The 23,726-nt window shown below is 60.5% G+C and carries 22 protein-coding genes and 1 pseudogene; 11 read left to right on the top strand and 12 right to left on the bottom strand.

Annotated elements, in window-relative coordinates; all coding sequences use genetic code 11:
- Positions 1-149: 149 nt before the first annotated feature.
- Genes AC2YI2_RS09545 through dprA form a run of 4 tightly spaced genes read left to right on the top strand, consistent with a single transcriptional unit; the run spans position 150 to position 4,164 of the window.
- Positions 150-1,091, top strand: coding sequence for an aspartate carbamoyltransferase catalytic subunit (locus AC2YI2_RS09545; RefSeq protein WP_487386228.1), 942 nt, complete (start codon positions 150-152; stop codon positions 1,089-1,091).
- Positions 1,088-2,374, top strand: coding sequence for a dihydroorotase (locus AC2YI2_RS09540; RefSeq protein ID WP_487386227.1), 1,287 nt, complete (start codon positions 1,088-1,090; stop codon positions 2,372-2,374). Before AC2YI2_RS09545 ends, AC2YI2_RS09540 begins: the two co-directional genes overlap by 4 nt.
- Before the next feature lie 16 nt (positions 2,375-2,390).
- On the top strand, positions 2,391-3,008 hold the full coding sequence (gene plsY / locus AC2YI2_RS09535) for a glycerol-3-phosphate 1-O-acyltransferase PlsY (protein WP_487386226.1): 618 nt from the start codon (positions 2,391-2,393) through the stop codon (positions 3,006-3,008).
- Between the two features lie 4 nt (positions 3,009-3,012).
- The gene (gene dprA / locus AC2YI2_RS09530) at positions 3,013-4,164 is read left to right on the top strand and encodes a DNA-processing protein DprA (protein WP_487386225.1); all 1,152 of its coding nucleotides are present in this window, start codon (positions 3,013-3,015) and stop codon (positions 4,162-4,164) included.
- On the opposite strand, the gene AC2YI2_RS09525 is transcribed toward dprA, so the two are convergent.
- Positions 4,096-4,341, bottom strand: coding sequence for a hypothetical protein (locus tag AC2YI2_RS09525; RefSeq protein ID WP_487386224.1), 246 nt, complete (start codon positions 4,339-4,341; stop codon positions 4,096-4,098). The genes dprA and AC2YI2_RS09525 overlap by 69 nt on opposite strands.
- Positions 4,342-4,663: 322 nt before the next feature.
- Here AC2YI2_RS09525 and topA point away from each other — a divergent pair, with 322 nt between their 5' ends.
- The 3 genes from topA to AC2YI2_RS09510 all read left to right on the top strand — a co-directional run bounded on the left by topA (position 4,664) and on the right by AC2YI2_RS09510 (position 10,186).
- Positions 4,664-7,330 (top strand): type I DNA topoisomerase, encoded by a 2,667-nt coding sequence (gene topA / locus AC2YI2_RS09520; protein ID WP_487386223.1) that lies wholly within the window; start codon positions 4,664-4,666, stop codon positions 7,328-7,330.
- 77 nt (positions 7,331-7,407) lie between these two features.
- Complete coding sequence (gene rnr / locus AC2YI2_RS09515) at positions 7,408-9,687, top strand: ribonuclease R (protein WP_487386358.1); 2,280 nt, start codon at positions 7,408-7,410, stop codon at positions 9,685-9,687.
- 55 nt (positions 9,688-9,742) lie between these two features.
- Entirely contained in the window at positions 9,743-10,186 is a 444-nt protein-coding gene (locus tag AC2YI2_RS09510) for a DUF983 domain-containing protein (protein WP_487386222.1), read from the top strand.
- Between the two features lie 76 nt (positions 10,187-10,262).
- Here AC2YI2_RS09510 and sufA read toward each other — a convergent pair whose 3' ends face one another.
- The 9 genes from sufA to AC2YI2_RS09465 all read right to left on the bottom strand — a co-directional run bounded on the left by sufA (position 10,263) and on the right by AC2YI2_RS09465 (position 19,180).
- Positions 10,263-10,652: a Fe-S cluster assembly scaffold SufA gene (sufA, locus tag AC2YI2_RS09505; protein WP_487386221.1), complete on the bottom strand. Its 390-nt coding sequence runs from the start codon at positions 10,650-10,652 to the stop codon at positions 10,263-10,265.
- Between the two features lie 75 nt (positions 10,653-10,727).
- Positions 10,728-11,111, bottom strand: coding sequence for an SUF system Fe-S cluster assembly protein (locus tag AC2YI2_RS09500; protein ID WP_487386220.1), 384 nt, complete (start codon positions 11,109-11,111; stop codon positions 10,728-10,730).
- 11 nt (positions 11,112-11,122) lie between these two features.
- Entirely contained in the window at positions 11,123-12,355 is a 1,233-nt protein-coding gene (locus AC2YI2_RS09495) for a cysteine desulfurase (protein ID WP_487386219.1), read from the bottom strand.
- Between the two features lie 205 nt (positions 12,356-12,560).
- On the bottom strand, positions 12,561-13,832 hold the full coding sequence (gene sufD, locus AC2YI2_RS09490) for a Fe-S cluster assembly protein SufD (protein WP_487386218.1): 1,272 nt from the start codon (positions 13,830-13,832) through the stop codon (positions 12,561-12,563).
- A gap of 14 nt (positions 13,833-13,846) precedes the next feature.
- Positions 13,847-14,602, bottom strand: a complete 756-nt coding sequence (gene sufC, locus AC2YI2_RS09485; protein ID WP_487386217.1) for a Fe-S cluster assembly ATPase SufC — start codon at positions 14,600-14,602, stop codon at positions 13,847-13,849.
- A 12-nt stretch (positions 14,603-14,614) separates the two neighbouring features.
- Positions 14,615-15,214 (bottom strand): hypothetical protein, encoded by a 600-nt coding sequence (locus tag AC2YI2_RS09480; RefSeq protein ID WP_487386216.1) that lies wholly within the window; start codon positions 15,212-15,214, stop codon positions 14,615-14,617.
- Positions 15,211-16,389 carry an AAA family ATPase gene (locus AC2YI2_RS09475; protein ID WP_487386215.1) on the bottom strand — a complete coding sequence of 393 codons (1,179 nt, stop codon included), beginning with the start codon at positions 16,387-16,389 and terminating at the stop codon, positions 15,211-15,213. The genes AC2YI2_RS09480 and AC2YI2_RS09475 overlap by 4 nt, the downstream gene beginning before the upstream one ends.
- 21 nt (positions 16,390-16,410) lie before the next feature.
- Positions 16,411-17,880 (bottom strand): Fe-S cluster assembly protein SufB, encoded by a 1,470-nt coding sequence (gene sufB / locus AC2YI2_RS09470; protein ID WP_487386214.1) that lies wholly within the window; start codon positions 17,878-17,880, stop codon positions 16,411-16,413.
- 136 nt (positions 17,881-18,016) lie between these two features.
- On the bottom strand, positions 18,017-19,180 hold the full coding sequence (locus AC2YI2_RS09465) for a cysteine desulfurase family protein (RefSeq protein ID WP_487386213.1): 1,164 nt from the start codon (positions 19,178-19,180) through the stop codon (positions 18,017-18,019).
- A gap of 244 nt (positions 19,181-19,424) precedes the next feature.
- Between AC2YI2_RS09465 and AC2YI2_RS09460 the strand changes: the two genes are divergently transcribed.
- The 3 genes from AC2YI2_RS09460 to AC2YI2_RS09450 are packed head-to-tail and all read left to right on the top strand — an operon-like array spanning position 19,425 to position 20,750.
- Positions 19,425-20,102 carry an alpha/beta hydrolase gene (locus AC2YI2_RS09460; RefSeq protein ID WP_487386212.1) on the top strand — a complete coding sequence of 226 codons (678 nt, stop codon included), beginning with the start codon at positions 19,425-19,427 and terminating at the stop codon, positions 20,100-20,102.
- Between the two features lie 55 nt (positions 20,103-20,157).
- Positions 20,158-20,346 carry a type II toxin-antitoxin system HicA family toxin gene (locus AC2YI2_RS09455; RefSeq protein ID WP_487386357.1) on the top strand — a complete coding sequence of 63 codons (189 nt, stop codon included), beginning with the start codon at positions 20,158-20,160 and terminating at the stop codon, positions 20,344-20,346.
- Positions 20,347-20,351: 5 nt separating this feature from the next.
- Positions 20,352-20,750, top strand: a complete 399-nt coding sequence (locus tag AC2YI2_RS09450; RefSeq protein ID WP_487386211.1) for a type II toxin-antitoxin system HicB family antitoxin — start codon at positions 20,352-20,354, stop codon at positions 20,748-20,750.
- Here the strand turns inward: AC2YI2_RS09450 and AC2YI2_RS09445 are convergent, their stop codons facing one another.
- Both AC2YI2_RS09445 and AC2YI2_RS09440 read right to left on the bottom strand, forming a co-directional pair.
- Positions 20,751-21,263: a GNAT family N-acetyltransferase gene (locus tag AC2YI2_RS09445; protein WP_487386356.1), complete on the bottom strand. Its 513-nt coding sequence runs from the start codon at positions 21,261-21,263 to the stop codon at positions 20,751-20,753.
- Positions 21,246-22,361, bottom strand: a pseudogene (locus AC2YI2_RS09440) (anhydro-N-acetylmuramic acid kinase); the annotation flags it as partial. The gene AC2YI2_RS09445 and the pseudogene AC2YI2_RS09440, both read right to left, overlap by 18 nt.
- Positions 22,362-22,467: 106 nt before the next feature.
- Here AC2YI2_RS09440 and tyrS point away from each other — a divergent pair.
- Positions 22,468-23,721 (top strand): tyrosine--tRNA ligase, encoded by a 1,254-nt coding sequence (tyrS, locus tag AC2YI2_RS09435; RefSeq protein ID WP_487386210.1) that lies wholly within the window; start codon positions 22,468-22,470, stop codon positions 23,719-23,721.
- Positions 23,722-23,726: the final 5 nt, after the last annotated feature.

Below are 23,726 nucleotides of genomic sequence, written 5' to 3'. Positions count from 1 at the left end.
CAAGCCCATCTCCCACTCCGCAAATATACCGTCTTCGACGCGCTCTATCAAGTCGGCTGGGGATCAGACAGGTTTGCGCCGCATCTTCGCTTGCCCCACCCCCGCACCCGCCTTATAGAGCCTCGAAATATCGAGAAGGGCGCCGTCCAATGGTCTTTTTTCCGCACCGCCATTTGCTTGGCATCAAGGGGCTGACGGAACAGGATATCGTCTATCTGCTCGACAAGGCCGACGAGGCGGTGAAGATATCGCGGCAGCGGGAGAAGAAGACCTCCACGCTGCGCGGCCTCACCCAGATCAACCTCTTCTTCGAGGCGTCCACCCGGACGCAGGCTTCGTTCGAGCTTGCGGGCAAGCGCCTCGGCGCTGATGTCATGAATATGTCCGTCGGCAATTCGTCGGTGAAGAAGGGCGAGACGCTGATCGACACGGCGATGACACTGAACGCCATGCGGCCCGATGTGCTGGTGATCCGGCATTCCGCAGCAGGCGCCGCCGCCCTTCTTTCCCAGAAGGTCTCCTGTGCAGTGGTCAATGCCGGCGACGGGCAGCATGAGCACCCCACCCAGGCCCTGCTCGACGCCCTGACCATCCGTCGCGCCCGGGGCAAGCTGTCGCGCATCATCGTCGCGATCTGCGGCGATGTGCTCCATTCACGCGTCGCTCGTTCCAACATCCTGCTGCTGAACGCCATGGGCGCCCGCGTTCGGGTCGTGGCACCAGCCACGCTGCTGCCGTCGGGCATCGCCGATATGGGCTGCGAGGTCTATCACGACATGAAGGAGGGCCTGAAGGACGCCGATGTCGTGATGATGCTGCGCCTGCAGCGCGAGCGAATGTCCGGCGCCTTCGTGCCGTCTGTGCGAGAATATTTCCACTTCTATGGCCTCAACGCCGAGAAGCTGAAGGTGGCAAAAGAGGGTGCGCTCGTCATGCATCCCGGCCCGATGAACCGCGGCGTCGAGATCGCCTCCGAGATCGCCGACGGCCCGCAGAGCGTGATCGGCGAACAGGTCGAAATGGGAGTCGCCGTGCGCATGGCGGTGATGGAAGCGCTGCTGCTTGGCCAGAATATGGGAGAGCGCGCATGACCACGACCGTTCTCCAGAATGCCCGCATCATCGATCCCTCCCGCAATCTCGACGAAGTGGGCACCATCATCGTCCGCAACGGCAAGATCCTCGCGGCCGGCAGGGATGCGCTCAACCAGGGCGTTCCCGAAGCAGCCATCGTCCGCGATTGCCGCAACCTCGTCGCCGTGCCGGGCTTGATCGATGCCCGGGTCTTCACCGGCGAACCGGGTGGCGAGCATCGTGAAACTATTGCCTCGGCCTGCAAAGCGGCAGCCGCCGGTGGTGTCACCGGCTTCGTCATGATGCCGGATACCGACCCTGTGATCGACGACATCGCATTGGTCGAGTATGTTCGCCGGACAGCGCGTGATGCCTCCCCGGTCCATGTCTATCCCGCCGCGGCGCTGACCAAGGGTTTGACCAGCGACGAAATGACGGAAATCGGCCTTCTCAAGCAAGCAGGCGCCGTCACCTTCACCAATGGCCGTCACCCGCTCCACAATGCCCAGGTGCTGCGCCGGGCGCTGACCTATGCGCGCGAGTTCGACGCCGTGATCAGCATGGTGACACGCGACAAGCATCTTGGCGCTGGCGGTGTGATGAATGAAGGCCTGCTCGCTTCCTGGCTCGGCCTCTCAGGCATTCCCGGCGAGACCGAGATCATCCCGCTCGAACGTGACCTCCGCATCGCCGCGCTCACCAAGGGCCGCTACCATGCCGCGCAGATTTCCGTGCCGGGTTCGGTCGAAGCGCTCAATGCCGCAAAGTCCCGTGGCGCCCGCGTAACCTCGGGCATCTCGATCAACAATTTGGCGCTTAACGAAAACGACATCGGCGAGTACCGCACCTTCTTCAAGCTCTATCCGCCACTCCGCGCCGAGGATGATCGCGTGGGCATGGTGGACGCATTGGCGAAGGGCGAGATCGAGATCATCGTCTCCTCCCACGACCCGCAGGATGTCGATACCAAGCGCCTGCCCTTCGGTGAGGCCGAGGATGGTGCGGTGGGCCTCGAAACCATGCTTGCCGCGGCGCTCCGCCTGCATCACGACGGCTCGGTGCCGCTGATGCGTCTGATCGACGCCATGTCGACCGCGCCGGCCCGCATTTTCGGCCTGCCCGGCGGCACGCTGAAGCCGGGTGCACCGGCCGACATCACGCTTGTTGATCTCGACGAGCCTTGGATCTGCGCGAAGGATCAATTGGTCTCGCGCTCAAAGAATACCCCTTTCGAAGATGCCCGCTTTTCGGGCCGCGCCGTCGCCACTTACGTCGACGGCGAATCTGTGTTTTCCTTATAGTCCGGAGGGGGCACTCATGGATTCACTGACGACCTGGCACATCGCAGTCTTCCCCGCGATCATCGCGGCCCTGCTGGGCTATCTCTCCGGCTCCGTACCCTTCGGCCTGATCCTCACCAGGATGGCAGGCCTTGGCGACGTCCGCTCGATCGGATCGGGAAATATCGGCGCCACCAACGTTCTGCGCACCGGCAACAAGGGGCTCGCCGCGGCGACGCTGTTGCTCGACGCACTGAAGGGCACCGTCCCGGCGGCGCTTGGCTATCATTTCCTCGGCGTCGAGGGTGGCGTGATTGCAGGCTTTGCCGCGTTCGTCGGCCACATCTTCCCGGTCTGGCTCGGCTTCAAGGGCGGCAAGGGTGTCGCGACCTATATTGGCGTGCTCTTCGGGCTGGACTGGCGCATGGGCCTACTGTTACTGATCGTCTGGATTGCAACAGCCGTCATCACACGCTACTCTTCCTTGTCCGCACTGGTTGCCACGGTTGCGATACCGGTCGTCGAGTTCTTCGTCGGCGACATCAAGATCGCGGCGCTCGCGGTCCTCATGTCGGTCATCGTCTGGATCAAGCATAGCGCGAATATCAGCCGGCTCCTCGCCGGTAACGAAAGCAGGATAGGCAGCAAGGGATAGCGCATTGGAAACGGGCGCGGGTCAGAAAGGCATAGCGCTTACCGATCGCCAGCGGCTCGCCTGGCTCCGCCTCATCCGTTCCGACAATGTCGGCCCAGCTACGTTCCGCGATCTCATCAATCATTTCGGCTCTGCCGAGATAGCACTCGAAGCGCTGCCGGAACTGTCCCGGCGCGGTGGCTCCACCAAGCCGGTTCGCGTCGCGAGTCGCGAGGAAGCGCTCGCCGAACTCGAATTCGCGGCGCGGTTCGGAGCACGCTTCGTCGGCATCGGCGAGCCGGACTACCTCTCGGCGCTCCGCCAGATCGAAGGCGCCCCACCCATCATTGCGATCAAGGGCAGCAGCGCGGCTCTGAGGCAGCCGGCGATCGGCGTTGTCGGTGCCCGGAATTGTTCGGTCTCCGGAGCCAAATTCGCAGCCATGGTCGCCCGCGATATCGGTCGCGCCGGCTACACCATCGTCTCCGGCTTCGCTCGTGGTATCGACACCGCAGCCCATCGCGCGAGCCTCGATACGGGGACTATAGCGGTACTGGCGGGCGGACTCGACCACCCCTACCCGCCCGAAAACGAACCGCTGATCGGCGAACTGCTCGCCGCCAACGGCTTGCTGCTTTCCGAAATGCCTTTCGGCTGGGAACCACGTGCCAAGGATTTTCCGCGTCGCAACCGGCTGATAGCGGGCATCTCTCTCGGGCTCGTCGTGACGGAGGCCGCAGCGCGATCCGGCTCGCTGATCACCGCCCGCTATGCCGGGAATTTCGGTCGGCTGGTCTTCGCCGTGCCCGGCTCGCCGCTCGACCCGCGCTCGGAGGGTGCCAATGGGCTGATAAAGGATGGCGCAACGCTCATCACGGGCGCGGCCGATGTCATCGAAGCGATGGCCCCCTTGACCCGAATGGACCTGTTTTCTCCCCAACAGATCAGCGAGCCGATCATTGAAGATGATCGGGAAATGGCCCTGCCGCCGAGCGAGAACGATCGTGACGCCATCGTCACGGCCCTCGGTCCTTCTCCCATCGAAATCGACGAACTCATGCGACACACCGGCTTGCCGGCGCAGTCGGTCTATCTCGTTCTCCTGGAACTAGATCTTGCGGGCCGGCTTTACCGCCATCCGGGCGGTCTGATCTCGCTCGCCCTTGACGAGCCCTGATTGGTCGCCGAGCAGATCCGTCGCTTCGGTAAAAGCCATTTCGAGCAGATAGGCGAGCAGATCTGCCCGCTCTTTGCGAGCCACCTGCGCAAGCTCAGCCAGCATCTGCCTGATATAGGCAATACTTTCCCGCGAGGAGCCGCTGGCGGCTCCGCCAAAATCCATCTTTCCCGTCATGGGGTCGCTTCTCACAACCTGTGATCGAGTTAACGATCAATTTTCGTTCTTACACGCAAGCAACTCTACATTAAATATCTATAATTGCAACAGGTTTCGTTGCGCATTTAGGTTGTATCCCGTTGCAAGACAAGCCTTGTATGCCCGATGGGTCGTCACGATCTATGGCGGGATCACGCTGTTGCATTATTGCAATAGCCGGCGCCGCAGAGCTATAAGCGCGGCCGCAACCCCGAAAAGGCTTGCCATGCCGCAAACGGCTCTGGAACAATGCGCGTATGCGTAAGGACAAGTCCGTGATCGCAACGGACGGAAGGAAGTAATGAACGTCGTCGTCGTGGAATCGCCTGCAAAGGCGAAGACAATCAACAAGTATCTTGGCCCGAATTATAAAGTTCTGGCGTCCTTCGGCCATGTCCGCGACTTGCCGGCGAAAGACGGTTCGGTTCAGCCCGACAACGACTTCGCGATGACTTGGGAAGTCGATTCGGCTTCCGCCAAGCGTGTCAACGAGATCGCCGAAGCGGTGAAGAATTCCGATGCTCTCTTCCTTGCGACCGACCCGGATCGCGAAGGCGAAGCGATTTCGTGGCACGTTCTCGATCTCCTCAGGAAGAAGAAGGCGATCGGCGACAAGCCGGTCAAGCGCGTGGTGTTCAACGCCATCACCAAGAAGGCCGTGCTCGACGCCATGGCGGATCCCCGCGACATCGATGTTCCGTTGGTCGACGCCTATCTCGCCCGCCGCGCACTCGATTACCTCGTCGGATTTACCCTTTCGCCGGTGCTGTGGCGCAAGCTGCCGGGCGCTCGCTCTGCCGGCCGCGTGCAGTCGGTTGCCCTGCGACTTGTGTGTGACCGTGAAAACGAGATCGAGAGATTCGTCGCCGAGGAATACTGGAATATCTCGGCCCTGCTGCGTACGCCGCGCAACGATACGTTCGAAGCCAGGCTCGTGGCCGCCGACGGCAAGCGGCTGACGGCCAAGGCGGTTGCCAATGGCGAGCACGCCAAGGATATCAAGTCTGTTCTCGAAGGCGCGAGCTTCAAGGTCGACAGCGTCGAAGCCAAGCCGGTCAAGCGAAATCCTGGCCCGCCCTTCACCACCTCGACCCTGCAGCAGGCCGCCTCGTCGCGCCTCGGCTTCAATGCCTCGCGCACCATGCAGGTCGCGCAGAAGCTCTACGAAGGCTTCGATATCGGCGGCGAAGTGACCGGCCTCATCACCTATATGCGTACCGATGGCGTGCAGATCGCGCCCGAGGCGATCGATGCCGCACGCCTTGCGATCGGCAATGTCTTCGGCAACCACTATCTGCCGGAAAAGCCGCGCTTCTACGCGACCAAGGCCAAGAACGCCCAGGAAGCCCACGAAGCCATCCGCCCGACGGACTTCAACCGCACGCCGGATAGCGTTCGCAAATATCTCGATGCCGACCAGTTCAGGCTCTATGACCTGATCTGGAAGCGCGGCATTGCAAGCCAGATGGCTTCGGCCGATATCGAACGCACGACGGCGGAAATCACCGCAACCAACGGCGCTCGCAACGTCGGACTTCGCGCCGTCGGTTCGGTCGTCAAGTTCGACGGCTTCATTGCGGCCTATACGGACCAGCGCGAGGAGAAGGAAGACCTCGACGCGGCGGACGAGGAAGATGGCCGCCTGCCGGAAATCCGGGCGAACGAGGCACTCGCCAAGGAAAAGATCAACGCCACGCAGCATTTCACCGAACCGCCTCCGCGCTATTCGGAAGCAAGCCTGATCAAGAAGATGGAAGAGCTCGGCATCGGCCGTCCCTCGACCTACGCCTCGACGCTCGCGACGCTCCGTGACCGCGAATACATCACCATCGACAAGCGCAAGCTGATTCCGGATGCCAAGGGCCGCCTGGTCACCGCCTTCCTCGAAAACTTCTTCGCCCGTTATGTCGAATATGATTTCACGGCCTCGCTCGAGGAAAAGCTCGACAGCATTTCGGCCGGCGAACTCAACTGGAAAGACGTTCTCCGGGACTTCTGGACCCAGTTCTTCAAGGCGATCGAGGACACAAAGGAACTGCGCGTCACCGACGTCCTTGATGCACTCAACGAGGCCCTCGCTCCGCTCGCCTTCCCCAAGCGCGAGGACGGCAGCGATCCGCGCTCCTGTCCGACTTGCGGCATCGGACGGCTGTCGCTCAAGCTCGGCCGGGCGAGCGGCGCCTTCATCGGCTGTTCCAACTATCCCGAATGCCGCTACACCCGCCCATTCGGCGCAGAGGCTGCGAATGGCGAAGCGGCGGCGAACGCCGAAAATATGTCGTTCGGCACCGACGCGATAACCGGCGAGGAAATCACGCTGCGCTCGGGCCGTTTCGGACCCTACGTCCAGCGCGGCGACGGCAAGGACGCCAAGCGCTCCAGCCTGCCCAAGGGCTGGGCACCGGCAAGCATGGACCAGGAAAAAGCACTCGCATTGCTGAACCTGCCGCGCGACATCGGGGCGCATCCGGAAACCGGCAAGATGATCTCATCGGGACTTGGCCGCTACGGGCCGTTCCTGCTGCATGACGGCAAATATGCCAATCTCGAATCGATCGAGGATGTCTTCTCGATCGGCCTCAACCGCGCGGTTGTCGTCATTGCCGAAAAGGCCGCGAAGGGTCCCGGTGGACGGGGCTCCGGCTCCGCGCCGGCCGCACTCAAGGACCTCGGGGAGCATCCGAACGGCGGCGGCAAGATCACCGTGCGTGACGGCCGCTATGGCCCCTATGTCAACTGGGAGAAGGTCAACGCCACGCTTCCGAAGGGCAAGGATCCACAGTCGGTCACCGTCGAAGAGGCTATTGCCCTGATCACCGAACGTGCCGGAAAGGCGCCGGCGGCAAAGGGCAGGAAGGCCCCGGCAAAGACGAAGGCTGCCGCCGCCGATAGCGGCGCAGACAAGAAAACCGCAAAGCCGAAGGCGAAAGCGAAGCCCAAGGCGGCTGCGAAAGCCAAGAAGGCCTGAAGGACGTGGCAAGACCACAAAAGTCGAATGACAGACGGCAGCCGGCGAAGAAAGCCGGAGGCGCCCAAGGCGGCAAGATTCCCGGCATCATCCATGGCGAGGTTCCACCGCGCGAGATCCTGCTCGAGTTCATCCAGGACAATCCGGACCGCGCCAACAAGCGCGATATCGCCAAGGCCTTCGGCCTAAAGGGTGACGCGCGCATCGAGCTTAAGGCGGCACTCCGCTCGCTCGAAGAAGATGGCCTGCTCGAAAGAAGCCGGAAGTCGCTGACGCGCCCCGGCGCCCTGCCGCCCGTGACAGTGCTCGACATCACCACGCGCGACGTCGACGGCCAGTTGATCGGCCGGCCGGCGGAGTGGCTCGAAGAAAATGGTGTCGCGCCGGCAGTGCTGATCAAGCAGTCCTCCGGTTCGGACCGCTCGAAAACCAAGGCGCCGATCGGTGGCATCGGCGACCGCGTCGTCGCCAAGATCTTCACCAACAAGGAGCGCGGCGGCCCCGCCTATACCGGTCGGATCATCAAGATCATCGACAAGCGCAAAAATGCCGGCCTCGGTGTCTATCGCGAGATGGAGGACGGCAAAGGCCGAATCCTGCCGATCGAACGGCGCGGTATCGAGATGGAAGTCGATCCCGAATTCCGCGGCGATGCCAAGGACGGCGATCTCGTCGAGGTCGACACCGTGCGCATCGGTCAGTATGGCCTGCAGCGCGCCAAGGTGCTCTCGGTCGTTGGCTCGGTAGCGACCGAGAAAGCGATCTCGATGATCGCGATCCATGCCCATGGCATTCCCCACATCTTCCCGCCGCATGTGCTGCGCGAGGCCGACGCCGCCGAACAGGCCGGCATGGCGCATCGCGAAGACTGGCGCAAGCTGCCGCTGATCACCATCGACCCGGCCGACGCAAAGGACCACGACGACGCAGTCTATGCAGAACCTGACCCGTCGCCCGATAATCCCGGCGGCGTGATCGTCGTCGTCGCGATCGCCGACGTCTCCTGGTATGTCCGCCCCGGCTCGCCGCTCGACCGCGAGGCACTGAAGCGCGGCAACTCGGTCTATTTCCCCGATCGCGTCGTGCCGATGCTGCCCGAGCGTATCTCCAACGACCTCTGCTCGCTGCGCGAAGGCGAGGACCGCCCGGCGCTCGCCGTCCGCATGGTGTTCTCGAAGGAAGGCCGCAAGGCTGGCCACACCTTCCACCGCATCATGATGAAGAGTGCCGCCAAGCTGAGCTACCAGCAGGCACAGGCAGCGATCGACGGCCAACCGGATGACAAGACCGGCCCGATGCTGGAGCCCATCCTGAAGCCCCTGTGGCACGCCTATGGTCTGATGCGCGAGGGCCGGGCGAAACGACAGCCGCTCGAACTCGACATGCCCGAGCGCAAGATCCTGCTCAAATCCGATGGCACGGTCGACAAGGTCGTCGTCCCCCCTCGCCTCGATGCGCACAAGCTGATCGAGGAGATGATGATCCAGGCCAATGTCGCGGCCGCGGAGACACTGGAACAGAAGAAGCAGGCGCTGATCTACCGCGTCCACGATGCGCCGTCGCTGGCCAAGCAGGAGGTGCTGCGCGAATTCCTCGGCACGCTCGAAATGTCGCTGGCGCATGGCAACCTTCGCTCTAACCATTTCAACCAGATCCTGACCCGCGTCGTCGGCAAACCCTACGAGACGATGGTCAACGAGATGGTGCTGCGCTCGCAGAGCCAGGCGATCTACAGCCCGGAGAACATCGGGCACTTCGGCCTCAATCTCTTGAAATATGCCCATTTCACCTCGCCGATCCGTCGCTATGCCGACTTGATCGTCCATCGCGCGCTGGTGGCGTCGCTCGGCTTCGGGCCCGGCGGAATGACGCCGGAGGAAGAAGGCCAGCTCGATGACATCGCCGCCGAGATCTCGACCTTCGAGCGTCGCGCCATGGCCGCGGAACGCGAGACCGTCGACCGGCTGATCGCCCACCACCTCGCCGACCGGATCGGCCAGGAATTCGATGGTCGCGTCTCGGGTGTCACCAAGTCGGGACTATTTGTCTCACTGCCGGAGTATGGCGCCGACGGCTTCGTTCCCATATCTACGTTGGGCAACGACTATTACATCTATGACGAAGCGCATCAGGCATTGACCGGAGAGAAATCCGGTCTTGGATACAGGCTCGGAGACTCTGTCCGGGTTCGTCTTGCCGATGCCATCCCGCTTGCGGGTGCTCTCCGTTTCGATGTCTTGAGCGAAGGACGCAAGCTGCCGCCGGCAACGCGATCCTTCCACAAGTCCGGCCGCCGTAGCTCGCGTGATGCGGTGCGCAAGAAACCCGGAACCAGACCGCCGCGCGGGCGCAGGTGATGAACCTTCCATCACACAGCGCTATACCCCATCGGAAGGCGCCAGGATGGATATGATGCAGGCTCAATCGATGCCGATAGAATGGAAGACTCCAGCGGAAGACGGGAGCGAGAAACGCGACGTCGCCAAGGCGATGAAGCGTGGCTTGTTCTGCCGCTGCCCGAACTGTGGCGAGGGTAAGCTCTTTCGGGCATTCCTCAAGCCGGTCGACCATTGCGCAAACTGCAACGCCGACTACACGCACCAGCGTGCCGATGACCTGCCCGCCTATCTGTCGATCGTCGTGGTCGGTCATATCGTGGTCGGCGGCTTCATGATGACCGATATGGTCTGGACGCTTTCCAATTGGACGCATCTGGCAATCTGGACACCGCTCACGGTTCTGCTCGCCCTCGCGACGATCCAACCGATCAAGGGTGCCGTCATCGGCCTGCAATGGGCTGCCCGGATGCATGGCTTCGGCGGTAACGAGCCGAAGCCGGAAGACAGTATCGACTGAACGTCGTCTCTCGTCAGTTCATACGAAAACGGGCGCCGAAGGCGCCCGTTCTCATTCAACTCAAAACGAAATTGGATCAGGCGCGCACGACAGCGTCGCCACGTGCAGCCAACGCCGCAAGATCGGCAGGCTTCAGCTCGACGCTTTCGCCGCAGCCGCATGCCGAAGTCTGGTTGGGATTGTTGAAGGTAAAGCCGGTGCGCAGCGTGCTCACCTCGAAATCCATCTGCGTACCAAGCAGATAAAGAACCGCAGCAGGCTCGACCCAGACCTTGGCGCCATCGCGCTCGATCAGGTCGTCCTTGGCATTCGGCTCGGTGACCAGGCCGATGGTATATTCCATCCCCGCGCAGCCACCCTTCTTGATGCCGACGCGAATGCCCAGGGCTTCCCCGGAGCCATTCTCGACTATCTCTCGGACGCGCTCCGCGGCGGCATCCGTCATGGTCATCACTGCAAAGCCCATGGGCTCATTCTCCTTCCACGACCGGGTTCAAGGCCCAATGTTTCGAATCGAATGTAATTCCGGTCGGTTAAACCTTCAATACCAGCCGAGGGCTACCTGAGCCTCTTCACTCATACGATCGGCCGACCATGGCGGGTCGAAGGTCATTTCGACCTCAACGCCCATCACGCCTTCCACCGCACCAACGGCATTTTCGACCCAGCCTGGCATCTCGCCGGCAACCGGGCAGCCCGGCGCGGTTAGCGTCATGACGATCTTCACCGTCCGGTCGTCCTCGATGTCAACGCGGTAGATCAGGCCGAGTTCATAGATGTCGGCCGGAATTTCCGGATCGTAGACGGTCTTCAGCGCCGCGATGATATCGTCGGAGAGACGCGCGATCTCGTCGGACGACATCGCCGATTGAACCAGTCCTGTCCGGACATCCACCTTTTCGACAGCCATATCGCTATCAGCCATGATCCATTCTCCTACGCAAAGAACTTGCGAGCGTGTTCCAGCGCCTCGACCAGCACATCCACCTCGGCCTTGGTATTATAGAGGCCGAAACTTGCCCTGCATGTGGAGGTGACGCCGAAGCGGTTCAAGAGCGGCTGGGCGCAATGCGTGCCGGCGCGCACCGCGACACCCTGCCGGTCGATCACCATCGAGACATCATGGGCGTGGATGCCTTCGAGTTCAAAGGAAAAGATGCCGCCCTTGCCCGGCGCGTTGCCGATGATTCTGAGCGAGTTCACTGAGCGCAGGCGGTCTGCGGCGTATTGTGCCAGCCCTGCCTCATGCTCGGCAATCGCCGCCCGTCCGACACCTTCGATATAGTCGAGCGCATAACCGAGCCCGATCGCCTGCACGATCGGCGGCGTTCCAGCTTCGAAACGATGCGGCGGATCGTTGTAGGTGACCTCGTCCATCGTGACTTCGGCAATCATCTCTCCGCCACCCTGGAACGGCCGCATGGATTTCAGGCGATCCATCTTGCCATAGAGCACGCCTATGCCAGACGGCCCATAGAGCTTGTGGCCGGTCATGACATACCAGTCGCAATCGATGTCGCGAACATCGACCGGCATATGCACGGCGCCCTGGCTGCCGTCGATCAGCACCGGAATGCCGCGCGCATGCGCGATCCGGCAGACTTCCTTGACATTGACCACAGTGCCGAGCGCATTCGACATGTGCGTGATGGCGACAAGCTTGGTCTTGTCCGTCAGGCACTTCTCAAAATCGTCGAGATGGAACGCACCTTCGTCGTCAACCGGCGCCCAGACGAGCTTGGCGCCCTGCCGCTCGCGGATGAAGTGCCATGGCACGATGTTGGAGTGGTGCTCCATGATCGAGATGACGATCTCGTCGCCATCGCCGATATTGGGCATGCCCCAGCCATAAGCGACGGTGTTGATCGCCTCTGTCGAGGACTTGGTGAAGATGATCTCGTCGACCGAGCCAGCGTTGAGAAACTTCCGCACCTTCTCGCGCGCCGCCTCATAGGCGTCGGTAGCGGCATTGGAGAGGAAATGCAGCCCGCGATGCACATTGGCATATTCGTTCGAATAGGCGTGGCTGACCGCGTCGATGACCGCCTGCGGCTTCTGGGCCGAGGCACCGTTGTCGAGATAGACCAGCGGCTTGCCATAGACCGTTTTGGACAGGATCGGGAAATCCTTGCGGATCGCTTCGACGTCATAAGTGGCATTGGTGGACATAGGCCATCTTTCCGTATTCGCGAGGGGAACCCCTCATCCGGCCCTGCGGGCCACCTTCTCCCCAATGGGAGAAGAGTCTTGCCGCACCCTCGCGTCTTCACCTCAACCAAGTATGGTCGGATCGAGATGGATCCGGTCCCGCGATTTCCCGCTTCTCCCCTTGGGGAGAAGGTGGCCTGCAGGGCCGGATGAGGGGTTCTAAGTTCTAGGCGTGCTTCTCAAGCCACGCCTGGATCACCGCCTCCAGCGCCTCGATCAGCGCCTCATCCTCCAGCTCTTCGACCGTCTCCTGAACGAAGGCCTGCACCAGCAGATGCCGCGCAAGATTCTCCGGGATGCCGCGCGACCTGAGATAGAAAAGATGAGTCGGATGGATATCCGTCACCGTCGCGCCGTGACCGCAGATCACGTCGTCGGCGAAGATCTCGAGTTCGGGCTTCACAGAGAATTCCGCATCGTCCGACAGCAGCAACGTGTTGCAGGCCATCTTGGCGTCGGTTTTCTGCGCGGCATTGGCGACGCGGATCTGGCCCTGGAACACGCCCTTGGCCTTGTCGAACACCACATTGCGAATGGTCTCGGTCGACGATGTGTGCTCGACATTGTGGCCCAGCACCAGGGTGACATCCGTGTGGCTGTCGCCGCCGAGCAGGTTGATGCCGCGAAGCATCAGCTCGGAATTGACGCCATCGACATCGATATAGAGGTCCTGGCGGACGAGCCGGCCACCGGCATTGATGACATAGAGGGTTAGCTTGGCGTCGCGGCCGAGCTTCACACGCAACTGGCCGAAATGGGTGTCATCCCTGCCCTGCTGCTGCATGACGATCCAGGTCACCTGGGCGCCTTCGTTGAGCGTGATGTCACTTACCGAGGACACGAGCGCCGCCGTCTCCGATGCCGCCACATGGCGTTCGATGACGGTCGCCTTCGAGCCCTTACCGAAACGAACCGGGAAGCGATTGTGGTGCTGGCCACCACCCTGCACGGACTGGATCTCGATCATGTCTGCGACCTCGGCGCCATCGGCGACATCGATCACGAAACCATCGCGAACGAAGCTGCCATTGAGGCGGCCGACGAGATCGTCGTTGTCGCGCAGCGACAGGCCCTTCAGCGCGGAACCGTCGCTCAGTGTTTCCGCATAGGAGCGAACCGATACGCCAGCGGTCCCATCTGCGTCCTGCGCAGCGCCATTGACGATCGAAAACACGCGCGAGCCGCTGACCAATGGATCGACGCCCTTGGCGGCAGTCGCCTGATTGGCCGGCACGGTGCGAAGCAGCGAGCGCAAGTCGGTATAGTGCCAACTTTCGCGGCGGCGGGTCGGCAGGCCGATCTCGCGCAGGCCCTTGAGCAGCGTCGAGCGTTGCGTGGTCACCGCAGCGTCGCCGGGCAGCATGCCAACACTCTGCCCGAACGTGTCGAGCAATGCCTGCTCGGCATTGGTCGGCTTAAGGAGGGTATGAACGGTCATGGCGTCACCTCCGCTCAGGCTGCCTGGCCGATGACGTCGGCATAGCCATTGGCCTCAAGCTCATGCGCGAGCTCCTTGCTTCCCGATTTGATGATCTGGCCCTTGTAGAGGACGTGCACCGAGTCCGGCACGATATAGTCCAGCAGACGCTGGTAGTGGGTGATGACGACGATCGCACGGTCCGGCGACCGCAGCGCATTGACGCCATCGGCGACGACCTTCAGCGCATCGATATCGAGGCCGGAATCGGTTTCGTCGAGGACGCAGAGCGAGGGCTCGAGCAGCGACATCTGCAGGATCTCGGCCCGCTTCTTCTCGCCGCCGGAGAAGCCGACATTGAGCGGCCGGCGCAGCATGTCCGGATTGATCTTGAGTTCGGTGGCAGCGGCCTTGACGCGCTTCATGAAATCAGGCGTCAGGAGTTCGGGCTCGCCGCGTGCCTTGCGCTGCTCGTTCATCGCGACCTTGAGGAACTGCATGGTGGCGACGCCCGGGATCTCGACCGGATATTGGAACGCCAGGAACACGCCCTTGGCAGCGCGCTCGGACGGATCGAGTTCGAGAATGCTCTCGCCGTTGAGCAGGATTTCGCCCTCAGTCACCTCGTAATCCTCGCGGCCGGCGAGGATGTAGGAGAGCGTAGACTTGCCCGAGCCGTTCGGTCCCATGATGGCGGCGACTTCGCCCTTGTTCACGGTCAGGTTCAGGCCGCGAATGATCTCGGTGCCGTCTTCGGCAATGCGGGCATGCAGGTTCTTGATCTCAAGCATTTCATTCTTCCTTTAGATCCGGTCGGCAAGTTCGGCCACTCTATGGCAAGCTCGCCTCAGGCTTTCGCTGTTCTTAGCAGCCTGTTGAATATTCCAATCAGCTACAACAAACGGGCAAAGTGCCTTGTTGTAGCCCAACCCCTGCTTTGCTTTGACACCCCGATCCGGAACTATGTCGTTTCGAAGCTCGCGTTTCGCCTTTCTAGCGATCTGGATCAACGAAGCTTTAGGATCATCAACAGAATCCGGATTGCGAGGGATAACAGCCTCTTGGACGCCCAAGAATCCCGCCAATTTCCGAGTGTCGGCGAGGAGCCACGATTCAACCTCGCGAACCGCGACCCTAAATACGAATTTCTCGGGCTGTTCGATGCCCGCGAACCACTTGGTCTTCAAGCTAGGTGCACAAGACTCCCTATCAAGGTCGGTAATCATTAAAACCGCAAAGCGCCTCGACATGTCAGCGAAGCTGCGGAGTTTTGATTTGAGATAGCCGAAACCACCTTTCCGTAGGACGTGGACCCCGACATCGCTCCCCAATGTCTCGCGTATGATTCTGATGCCAACCGCCTCGCTTAATTCATCCTCCACCGCTAGATACATAAAACTCATAAGCTGAGCTCCAGCTGTATTTTCGCGCTACCTATTCTTTGTGCGTTGGGAAGGACAGCTTCCGCAGGAGTTAAGCCCGCTTCCAACGCAACATCTTCAGCTGTGTTCGTTCCGCGAATGATGGTCCCTTCATCAGATGGTTCCAAAACAAACAGACTACGACCGTCTATTCCAGCATTGTCGAGCATCGATTTACTATGTGTCGTAATCAGGATTTGACGCCGCTTTTTCTTGCTACCGCGATAGATCGAACTTATCAAATAGGGAATTTGGTTAACTATTTCTTCATTGAGCGAGAGTTCTGGCTCTTCCAGCAAAAGAAGAGAATCGCCATCTAGCAAAAGCCAGAAAAGCGCAATTAGACGCAACGTGCCGTCAGAAAACTGATCCTCAAGTTGCCGTGCACCGTGTGGTCGATGATGTTCATATCGAATTTCCAGATGAGGTCTTCCTGTCTCATCCGGCGAAAAACTTAAATCATTCAATTGCGGAACAATTTTTTTGAGAGCAGCCTCTATTTTTCTTAGACGAGAATTTCGCGTTTTCTCCGGCGTCTTTGCCAATCGTTCCATAAATGCTTGCCCGAAAGGATCGTTCTCTATCGTGCGACCGCCAATCAAGTCGCCAAACTTAAGAAGTTGTGGAACAACGTGCAGATAAGTCGTATTCGCAAGAAACTCTGCTAGCACACGAAAATCGCGATTTGCCTGCACTTGTTCAATAGCCGTAGCAGTCAGACGTTCAGGGTCCTTTCCGTCCAAGTCATCAGGACGGGTGAATGAAAAATCGATATCTCCGTCTGCATTGAAGCGGCTCACTCTCTCCTTCTTCAAGATCGGACGCTGCGCTCCCTTTCCCTCCGAAGAAAACTCGAGTTCATACCGCCACGCGGGATGTTCATCTCCTACTGAATTGGATACCTCGATCTCAACTGAAACCTCCGGATGGTTCCGTGCGTGCAGGCAACGCAACTTCTTTAACCCACCCCGATCCTTGATAGCCTTTTGCAATCCCCCACCAATGGGTTTGGCAATGTCACGAAGAAACCTGAAAGCGTCCAGGAAATTTGATTTGCCAGAAGCGTTTATTCCGAGAATATAACTGGTCTCGCGCAAAGAAGCCTCCGCGCGCTTAAAGTTCCGCCAGTTTACCAGCTTGATCTTTGTAATGATCACCCGCTCTACTCCGAAGTGGGCCTAGCCCACGCTTCCTTCGAGGCTGATATTGATCAGCTTCTGGGCCTCGACAGCGAATTCCATCGGCAACTGCTGGATCACGTCGCGGACGAAGCCATTGACGATCAGCGCGATGGCTTCCTCTTCGGGAATGCCACGCTGCATCACGTAGAACTTCTGGTCCTCGGAGATCTTGGACGTCGTCGCCTCGTGCTCCACCTTGGCGGTGGCGTTCTTCACCTCGATATAGGGCACGGTATGCGCACCGCACTTGTCGCCGATCAGCAGCGAGTCGCAATTGGTGAAGTTGCGCGCGTCCTCCGCCTTGCGGTGCATGGAGACCTGGCCGCGGTAGGTGTTGTTCGAGTGGCCGGCCGAGATGCCCTTGGAGATAATCCGGCTCCTGGTGTTCTTGCCGAGATGGATCATCTTGGTGCCGCTATCGACCTGCTGATAGCCGTTGGAAACGGCGATCGAGTAGAACTCGCCCTGCGAGCCGTCGCCACGCAGGATGCAGGACGGATATTTCCAGGTGATCGCCGAACCGGTTTCGACCTGCGTCCAGGAGATCTTGGAATTCCTGCCCCGGCAATCGCCACGCTTGGTGACGAAGTTGTAGATGCCGCCCTTGCCGTTCTTATCACCAGGATACCAGTTCTGGACTGTCGAATACTTGATCTCGGCATCATCGAGCGCAACGAGCTCGACCACCGCAGCATGAAGCTGGTTCTCATCACGCTGCGGCGCGGTGCAGCCTTCGAGATAGGACACGTAAGCGCCCTCCTCGGCGATGATCAGCGTCCGCTCGAACTGGCCGGTATTCTTCTCGTTGATGCGGAAATAGGTCGACAGCTCCATCGGGCAGCGCACGCCCTTCGGCACGAAGACGAATGAGCCGTCGGTGAACACGGCCGTGTTCAGTGTGGCGTAGTAATTGTCGGTGGCCGGAACGACGGTCCCGATATATTTCCGCACCAGATCGGGATGCTCCTGGAGAGCCTCCGAGATCGACATGAAGATCACGCCTGCCTTCTTGAGCTCTTCCTTGAAGGTGGTCACGACAGACACGGAATCGAACACGGCATCGACGGCGACGCGTCGGTTCTCGACGCCGGCGAGGATTTCCTGCTCGCGCAGCGGAATGCCGAGCTTCTCGTAGACTTTGAGAAGTTCCGGATCGACTTCGTCGAGAGATTTCGGACCGGACGTGCCCTTTGGCGCCGAGTAGTAGCTGATCGAATTGAAATCGATCTTCGGATATTCGACGCGCGCCCAAGCTGGCTCTTCCATGGTCAGCCAGCGCTTGTAGGCCTCGAGCCGCCATTCGAGCATCCATTCAGGCTCGTTCTTCTTGGCCGAGATCAGTCGGATGACGTCTTCATTGAGGCCCGGCGGGACCTTGTCGGACTCAATGTCGGTCTCGAAGCCGTATTTGTACTGGTCCACGTCAATTGCGCGGACCTGCTCTATGGTTTCCTGAACCGCAGGCATTCTCGTCTCCAATCTCGCCGGGTCAAGGCCGGCAGCTTGTCGTCTTCCTGATAGCTTGCGCCATCTTCATATAGGTGCGCCAGAACCGGATTTCCGTTGTTCTGGCAAGCGGAAAAATGCTTTTCCGCAATTTTGTCTATGCGGCGCGCGACGCCCGGAGCCGCCCGGCAATCTTGGCAAAGGCCGCAATGGTCCGCTCGATATCCCGTTCCGTCGTCGAAGTCCCGATCGAAATGCGCAAAGCGCCCATGCGCGGATCGAGGCCCATGGCCTTCAGCACGTGGCTCTCGCCAACCTTGCCCGAAGAGCAGGCCGAACCGGCGGACAGCGCCACGCCCTCGAGATCAAAGGCGATCTGACCGGTTTCCGACTTGAGGCCAGGCAGGGAGAAGAAAGTCGTGTTCGGCAGGCGTTCACTGTCGATGCCGTGAACCACCAGTTCCGGCGCTATCTCGCGCATCCGCGCTTCGATCGTTTGCTGGACGCCTCGAAGCCTATCCGCGCGGGCGGCAACGTCGCTAGCGACCACCTCAGCCGCTGCGCCGAAGCCCGCGATGGAAGCCGCGTTCTCGGTCCCCGAGCGGTGACCCTTTTCCTGGCCGCCGCCATGGATGAGCGCCGAGGGCATCATCGCCTCGCCGCGCGAAACAAGCGCGCCGGCACCTTTTGGGCCACCGATCTTGTGCGAGGAGACGATCATAAAGTCAGCATCGAGCTCTGCGATATCAAGGGGAATACGGCCAAAGGCCTGCACTGCGTCGACGACGAGAATGCCCCCGGCGCCATGAACGAGCTTCGCGGCCGCCGTGATCGGCTGAACGACGCCCGTCTCGTTATTGGCGGACATCAGCGCCACAATCGGCAAGCCGAGCGACCGGTCATGACCTTCAAGCATTGCAGCCAGGACCGCCATGTCGGCAGTGCCATCGGCGTGAACCGGGATAGTCTCGATATCGGCCTTGGCGAAGCGTCCGCCCTCGAACACGGCCTTGTGCTCGATGGCCGAGACGTAGAGTTTCCCGATCCGAAGGGGCGCACGACCCATGCGGAAATCCGGTGTCAGCACCAGATTGGCCGCTTCCGTCGCGCCCGATGTAAAGATGATATCGGCAGGCTTCGCGCCGACCGCTGCCGCCAGCTTGCGGCGAGCAGCCTCGATTTCGGCACGGACAGCCCTGCCCTCGCGATGAACGGAGGACGGATTGCCCGCCATCAGCCCGACGCGCAGGAACGCCTCGCGCGCTTCGGGCAGAAGCGGCGCGGTGGCGTTCCAGTCCATATAGGCGCGGGACTTTTCCATTTGCTCGTCTGGGTTCTTTGCTTGGTCATGCGCCGGAATCGCATTTTCCTTGAAATTCCGGCCCTGCCTGTCCTATGAAGCGTCACGCATCAAAGCCGGCCCAGGTCAGATCGACGTTGTCGGATCGATATCGGGCCAAACTTTCGAATGGTTCTAAACTAGCTCTTAGAAAAGCTGACTGGTTTCGTCAAGACTCGTTTGCGTCAGGAGCCGGATTTTATGACTCGATTACCCTGGAGTGAGAATGCCTGAAGTCATCTTCAACGGTCCGGCCGGTCGGCTGGAAGGCCGATATCAGCCGTCCAAGCAGAAGAGCGCGCCGATCGCCATCGTGTTGCATCCGCATCCGCAGTTTGGCGGCACGATGAACAACCAGATCGTCTATCAGCTGTTCTACATGTTCCAGAAGCGCGGCTTTACGACGCTGCGCTTCAATTTCCGCTCCATCGGCCGCAGCCAGGGCGAGTTCGACCACGGCGCCGGCGAACTCTCCGATGCCGCATCCGCGCTCGACTGGGTGCAGAGCCTGCATCCGGACTCGAAGAGCTGCTGGGTCGCCGGCTATTCCTTCGGCTCCTGGATCGGCATGCAGCTCCTGATGCGCCGCCCGGAGATCGAGGGCTTCATCTCTGTCGCGCCGCAGCCGAATACCTACGACTTCTCCTTCCTCGCCCCCTGCCCTTCCTCCGGCCTGATCATCAACGGCGACACCGACAAGGTCGCGCCGGAAAAGGATGTCTCCGGCCTGGTCGATAAGCTCAAGCAGCAGAAGGGCATCCTGATCACCCATCGCGTCATCCCGAGCGCGAACCACTTCTTCTCCGGCCAGATGGACACTCTGATCGACGAATGCGGCGACTACCTCGATCGCCGCATGGCCGGCGAACTGGTGCCGGAACCAGCGGCCAAGCGGATTCGGTAACTTGCCTCAAACGCTCTTGGTTGTTGGACTTGAGTGTGTGTGATACACACTCAGCATCAACAGTCGCGAGGTTCTGAGATTGCTGAAAGCGGACGGCTGGGTCGAAGTGGCTCAGAAGGGTTCGCATCTTCAATTGAAGCACCCCAACAAGTCCGGTCGGGTGACATTGCCTCATCCTAAGCGGGATCTGGCTATCGGTACTCTTCGCAGCATTGAACAGCAATCCGGGGTGAAGTTGAGATAGTCGCCATGACCCATTATGTCGCTCTCATCCATAAAGACGCTTCCAGCGACTTCAGCGTGTCGTTTCCCGATTTTCCGGGTTGTGTCACCGCCGGAGAGACGCTCGACGAAGCGCGGCTTGTGGCCAATGAGGCGCTGGCGATGCACATTGAGGGCATGGTCGAAGACAATGAAGCCATTCCACCTCCCTCGCCTCTAGACGACATCATGAAGGTTCGGGAGAACAAGGACGCGGTCGCCTTCCTGGTCGAGGCGAAGATTGCCGAACGTGCTATTCGGATCAATGTCAGTATTCCCGAGAAGGAACTGAAAGCAATCGACGCCTATGCACAGTCACACGGGCTGTCGCGCTCTGGCTTGTTGCTCAAGGCCGCAAAGCTGGCAATCGCCGAAGACCGTCTCTGATCAGCGCTTCTTCTCAAAGAACCTCGCCCGGCCACGCGGAATGTCGCGCGACTCGATCTCCGTCATGCCCATTTTCAGCATGACCTTGATCGAGGCTTCGTTCTCCGAATAGGCAAAGGCGACGAAACGTGGTTCGGGCCGGTTCGCGAAGAACCAGCGCGCAAGCCCCTCCGAAATCTCCGTCGCAAAGCCCTTGCCCCACTCCTCCTGCATGATTGCATAGCCGAGTTCGAAGACATTCTGCTCTTCCATCAGCGTGAAGCCGGCGCGGCCGATGAAGCGTCCGTCGTCGCGGGCAAGGATCTTGAGCTTTGTTACGCCGCGGCGCTCGAGGTCGGCCATCCAGCCGCTGATGCGCTCTGCGGCATAGTCCGCCGACCACACCTCTCCTGTGCTGACATAGCGTGATGATTCGAAGCTCGAATGCAGGGCGGCGACATGCTCGGCATCACCCGGCTGCCATTCATGCAGCGCGAGCCTGGCCGTGGTCAGAAACGGCGCCTTCGCCGACACTCCGCCAGTGACCGGCTCACGGACGCCGGTCGTACCCGGAAAAGTCAGAGGCAGTTCCCTGGACGAGCGGACGGCGAGATAGGCCCAGGCTTCAGCCTCCATCGAGTCGCCATTGAAGCCAAAGGTTTCCGCCGGCTCCACGCGGGCGCCATCAGCCAAGTCCGCGAGATCAGCCATAACAACCCGATTCAACCGACCGCCGCCGCAGACGATGATCAGTTCGGGTCTCTCGGGCAGGTGCCGCATCGATTTCACGATCGCGGCCGCGGTGACATGCGCCAGTGTCCGCCCCCCGTCGTGCAATCCGACCTCGCCTGGCGCTGGCGGCCGGAAATCGTTGCGGTCGAGCGACATGCGCTTTTCAGAGGTGAAAAAGGGATGACCGAGGTATCGTGACGCGAGTGACGCGATCACACCGCCCTCGGAGGCGATCGAACCACCTGCGTCGAAAGGGACGCCTGCCTCCGCCTCGACCCACTGGTCGATCAGCGTGTTCCCTGGTCCGGAATCGAACGCGATGATTTCGCCTTCCGATCCAATGAAAGTGAGATTCGATATACCGCCGATATTGACGAACATGACCGGCTTGCCGGCAAAGTCGGTAATCCCGGCCGCCAGCGCCGCATGATAGACCGGCACCAGTGGCGCACCCTGCCCGCCATGGAGCATGTCGTTGGCACGCATATCGTAGATGACCGAAATGCCGGTCTCCTGCGCGAGCAGCCTCCCGTCGCCGATCTGTACCGTCAGTGCTTCCAGCGGCCGGTGCAACACCGTCTGCCCATGAAATCCAATGAAATCAACATCTTTTGCCGCGACCTCGAACTTGCCAAGGAAATCCTGCACGGCCGAGACATGACGTAACGTCAGTTCCCGCTCAATTTCGGTGAGATTGCCCGGTCTCTCCTCGCGCTTGCGGATCGACTTGGCCGTCTCGAGCGATTCCGCCAGAACCCTGCGGAAAGCTGCGTCGTAGGCGACCCCCATGGCCGGCCCTCGCTCAACGAGCCCCTCGCCGTCCGTCCGAATTAACGCAAGGTCGATCCCATCCATCGATGTGCCGCTCATCAAACCGATCGCAGTCTTGAGCTCAGCCATTGATGGGTCCCATTTCAAACATTCGTCGTTGAAGGACGTGCACGCGCGCGAAAACTTTGCTAAAGGCGCGCCAGTTTCGCATCCGATATGTCCGAGAGTATCCTCCATGGCAAGCTTCAAGTCCGAATTCCTCCACACGCTCAGCGAGCGCGGCTTCATCCACCAGATTTCGGATGAGACCGGCCTCGACGACCTCATGTCGAAGGAGACCGTGACGGCCTATATCGGATACGATCCGACCGCGCCCTCGCTCCATGCCGGCTCGCTGATCCAGATCATGATGCTGCACTGGTTGCAGAAGACCGGCCATCGTCCGATCTCGCTGATGGGCGGCGGCACCGGCATGGTGGGTGACCCGTCCTTCAAGGACGAGGCGCGCCAGCTGATGACCGTCGACACGATCCAGTCCAACATCGACTCGATCAAACAGGTGTTCTCGAACTACCTGACCTACGGCGACGGCTCCCGCGATGCATTGATGGTCAACAACGCCGACTGGCTCACCAAGATCAACTACCTCGAATTCCTGCGTGATGTCGGCCGCCACTTCTCGGTCAACCGCATGCTGTCCTTTGACAGCGTGAAGACGCGCATCGACCGCGAACAGTCGCTGAGCTTCCTCGAGTTCAACTATATGATCCTCCAGGCCTACGACTATGTCGAACTATCGAAGCGCTACGGCTGCCGCCTGCAGATGGGCGGTTCGGACCAGTGGGGTAACATCGTCAACGGCATCGACCTCGGCCACCGCATGGGCACGCCACAACTCTACGCGCTGACGTCACCGCTGCTGACAACATCCTCCGGCGCCAAGATGGGCAAGTCGGCGACCGGTGCCGTCTGGCTCAATCCGGACATGCTCTCGGCCTATGACTTCTGGCAGTACTGGCGCAATACGGAAGATGCCGATGTCGGCCGCTTTCTCAAGCTCTACACGACGCTGCCGATGGACGAAATCATCAGGCTCGAAAAGCTCGCCGGCTCCGAGATCAACGAGGTCAAGAAGTTGCTGGCCACCGAAATCACCGCGATCCTGCATGGCCGCGCCTCTGCCGACCAGGCGGCCGAAACCGCCCGAAAAGTCTTCGAAGAAGGGGCAATCGACGCCAACCTGCCCACGGTTGAGGTCGCTGCAAGTGAGATCGAAGCTGGCGTCGGCGTTCTCGTACTCTTCGTCAAGGCCGGCCTTGCCGCGTCAAACGGCGAAGCGCGCCGACACGTCCAGGGTGGCGCCGTGCGTATCAATGACGCCGCGGTCTCCGACGAGAAGCGCGTGATCGGTTCGGCCGACGTCAATGCCGACGGCGTGATAAAGCTCTCGCTTGGCAAGAAGAAGCACGTTCTTGTGAAGCCGATCTGACCTAC

It is taken from the genome of Rhizobium sp. SRI_017 (assembly GCF_057586295.1).
Note: the sequence above shows the minus strand (reverse complement) of the source record. Positions and strands in the feature narration are given on the sequence as shown.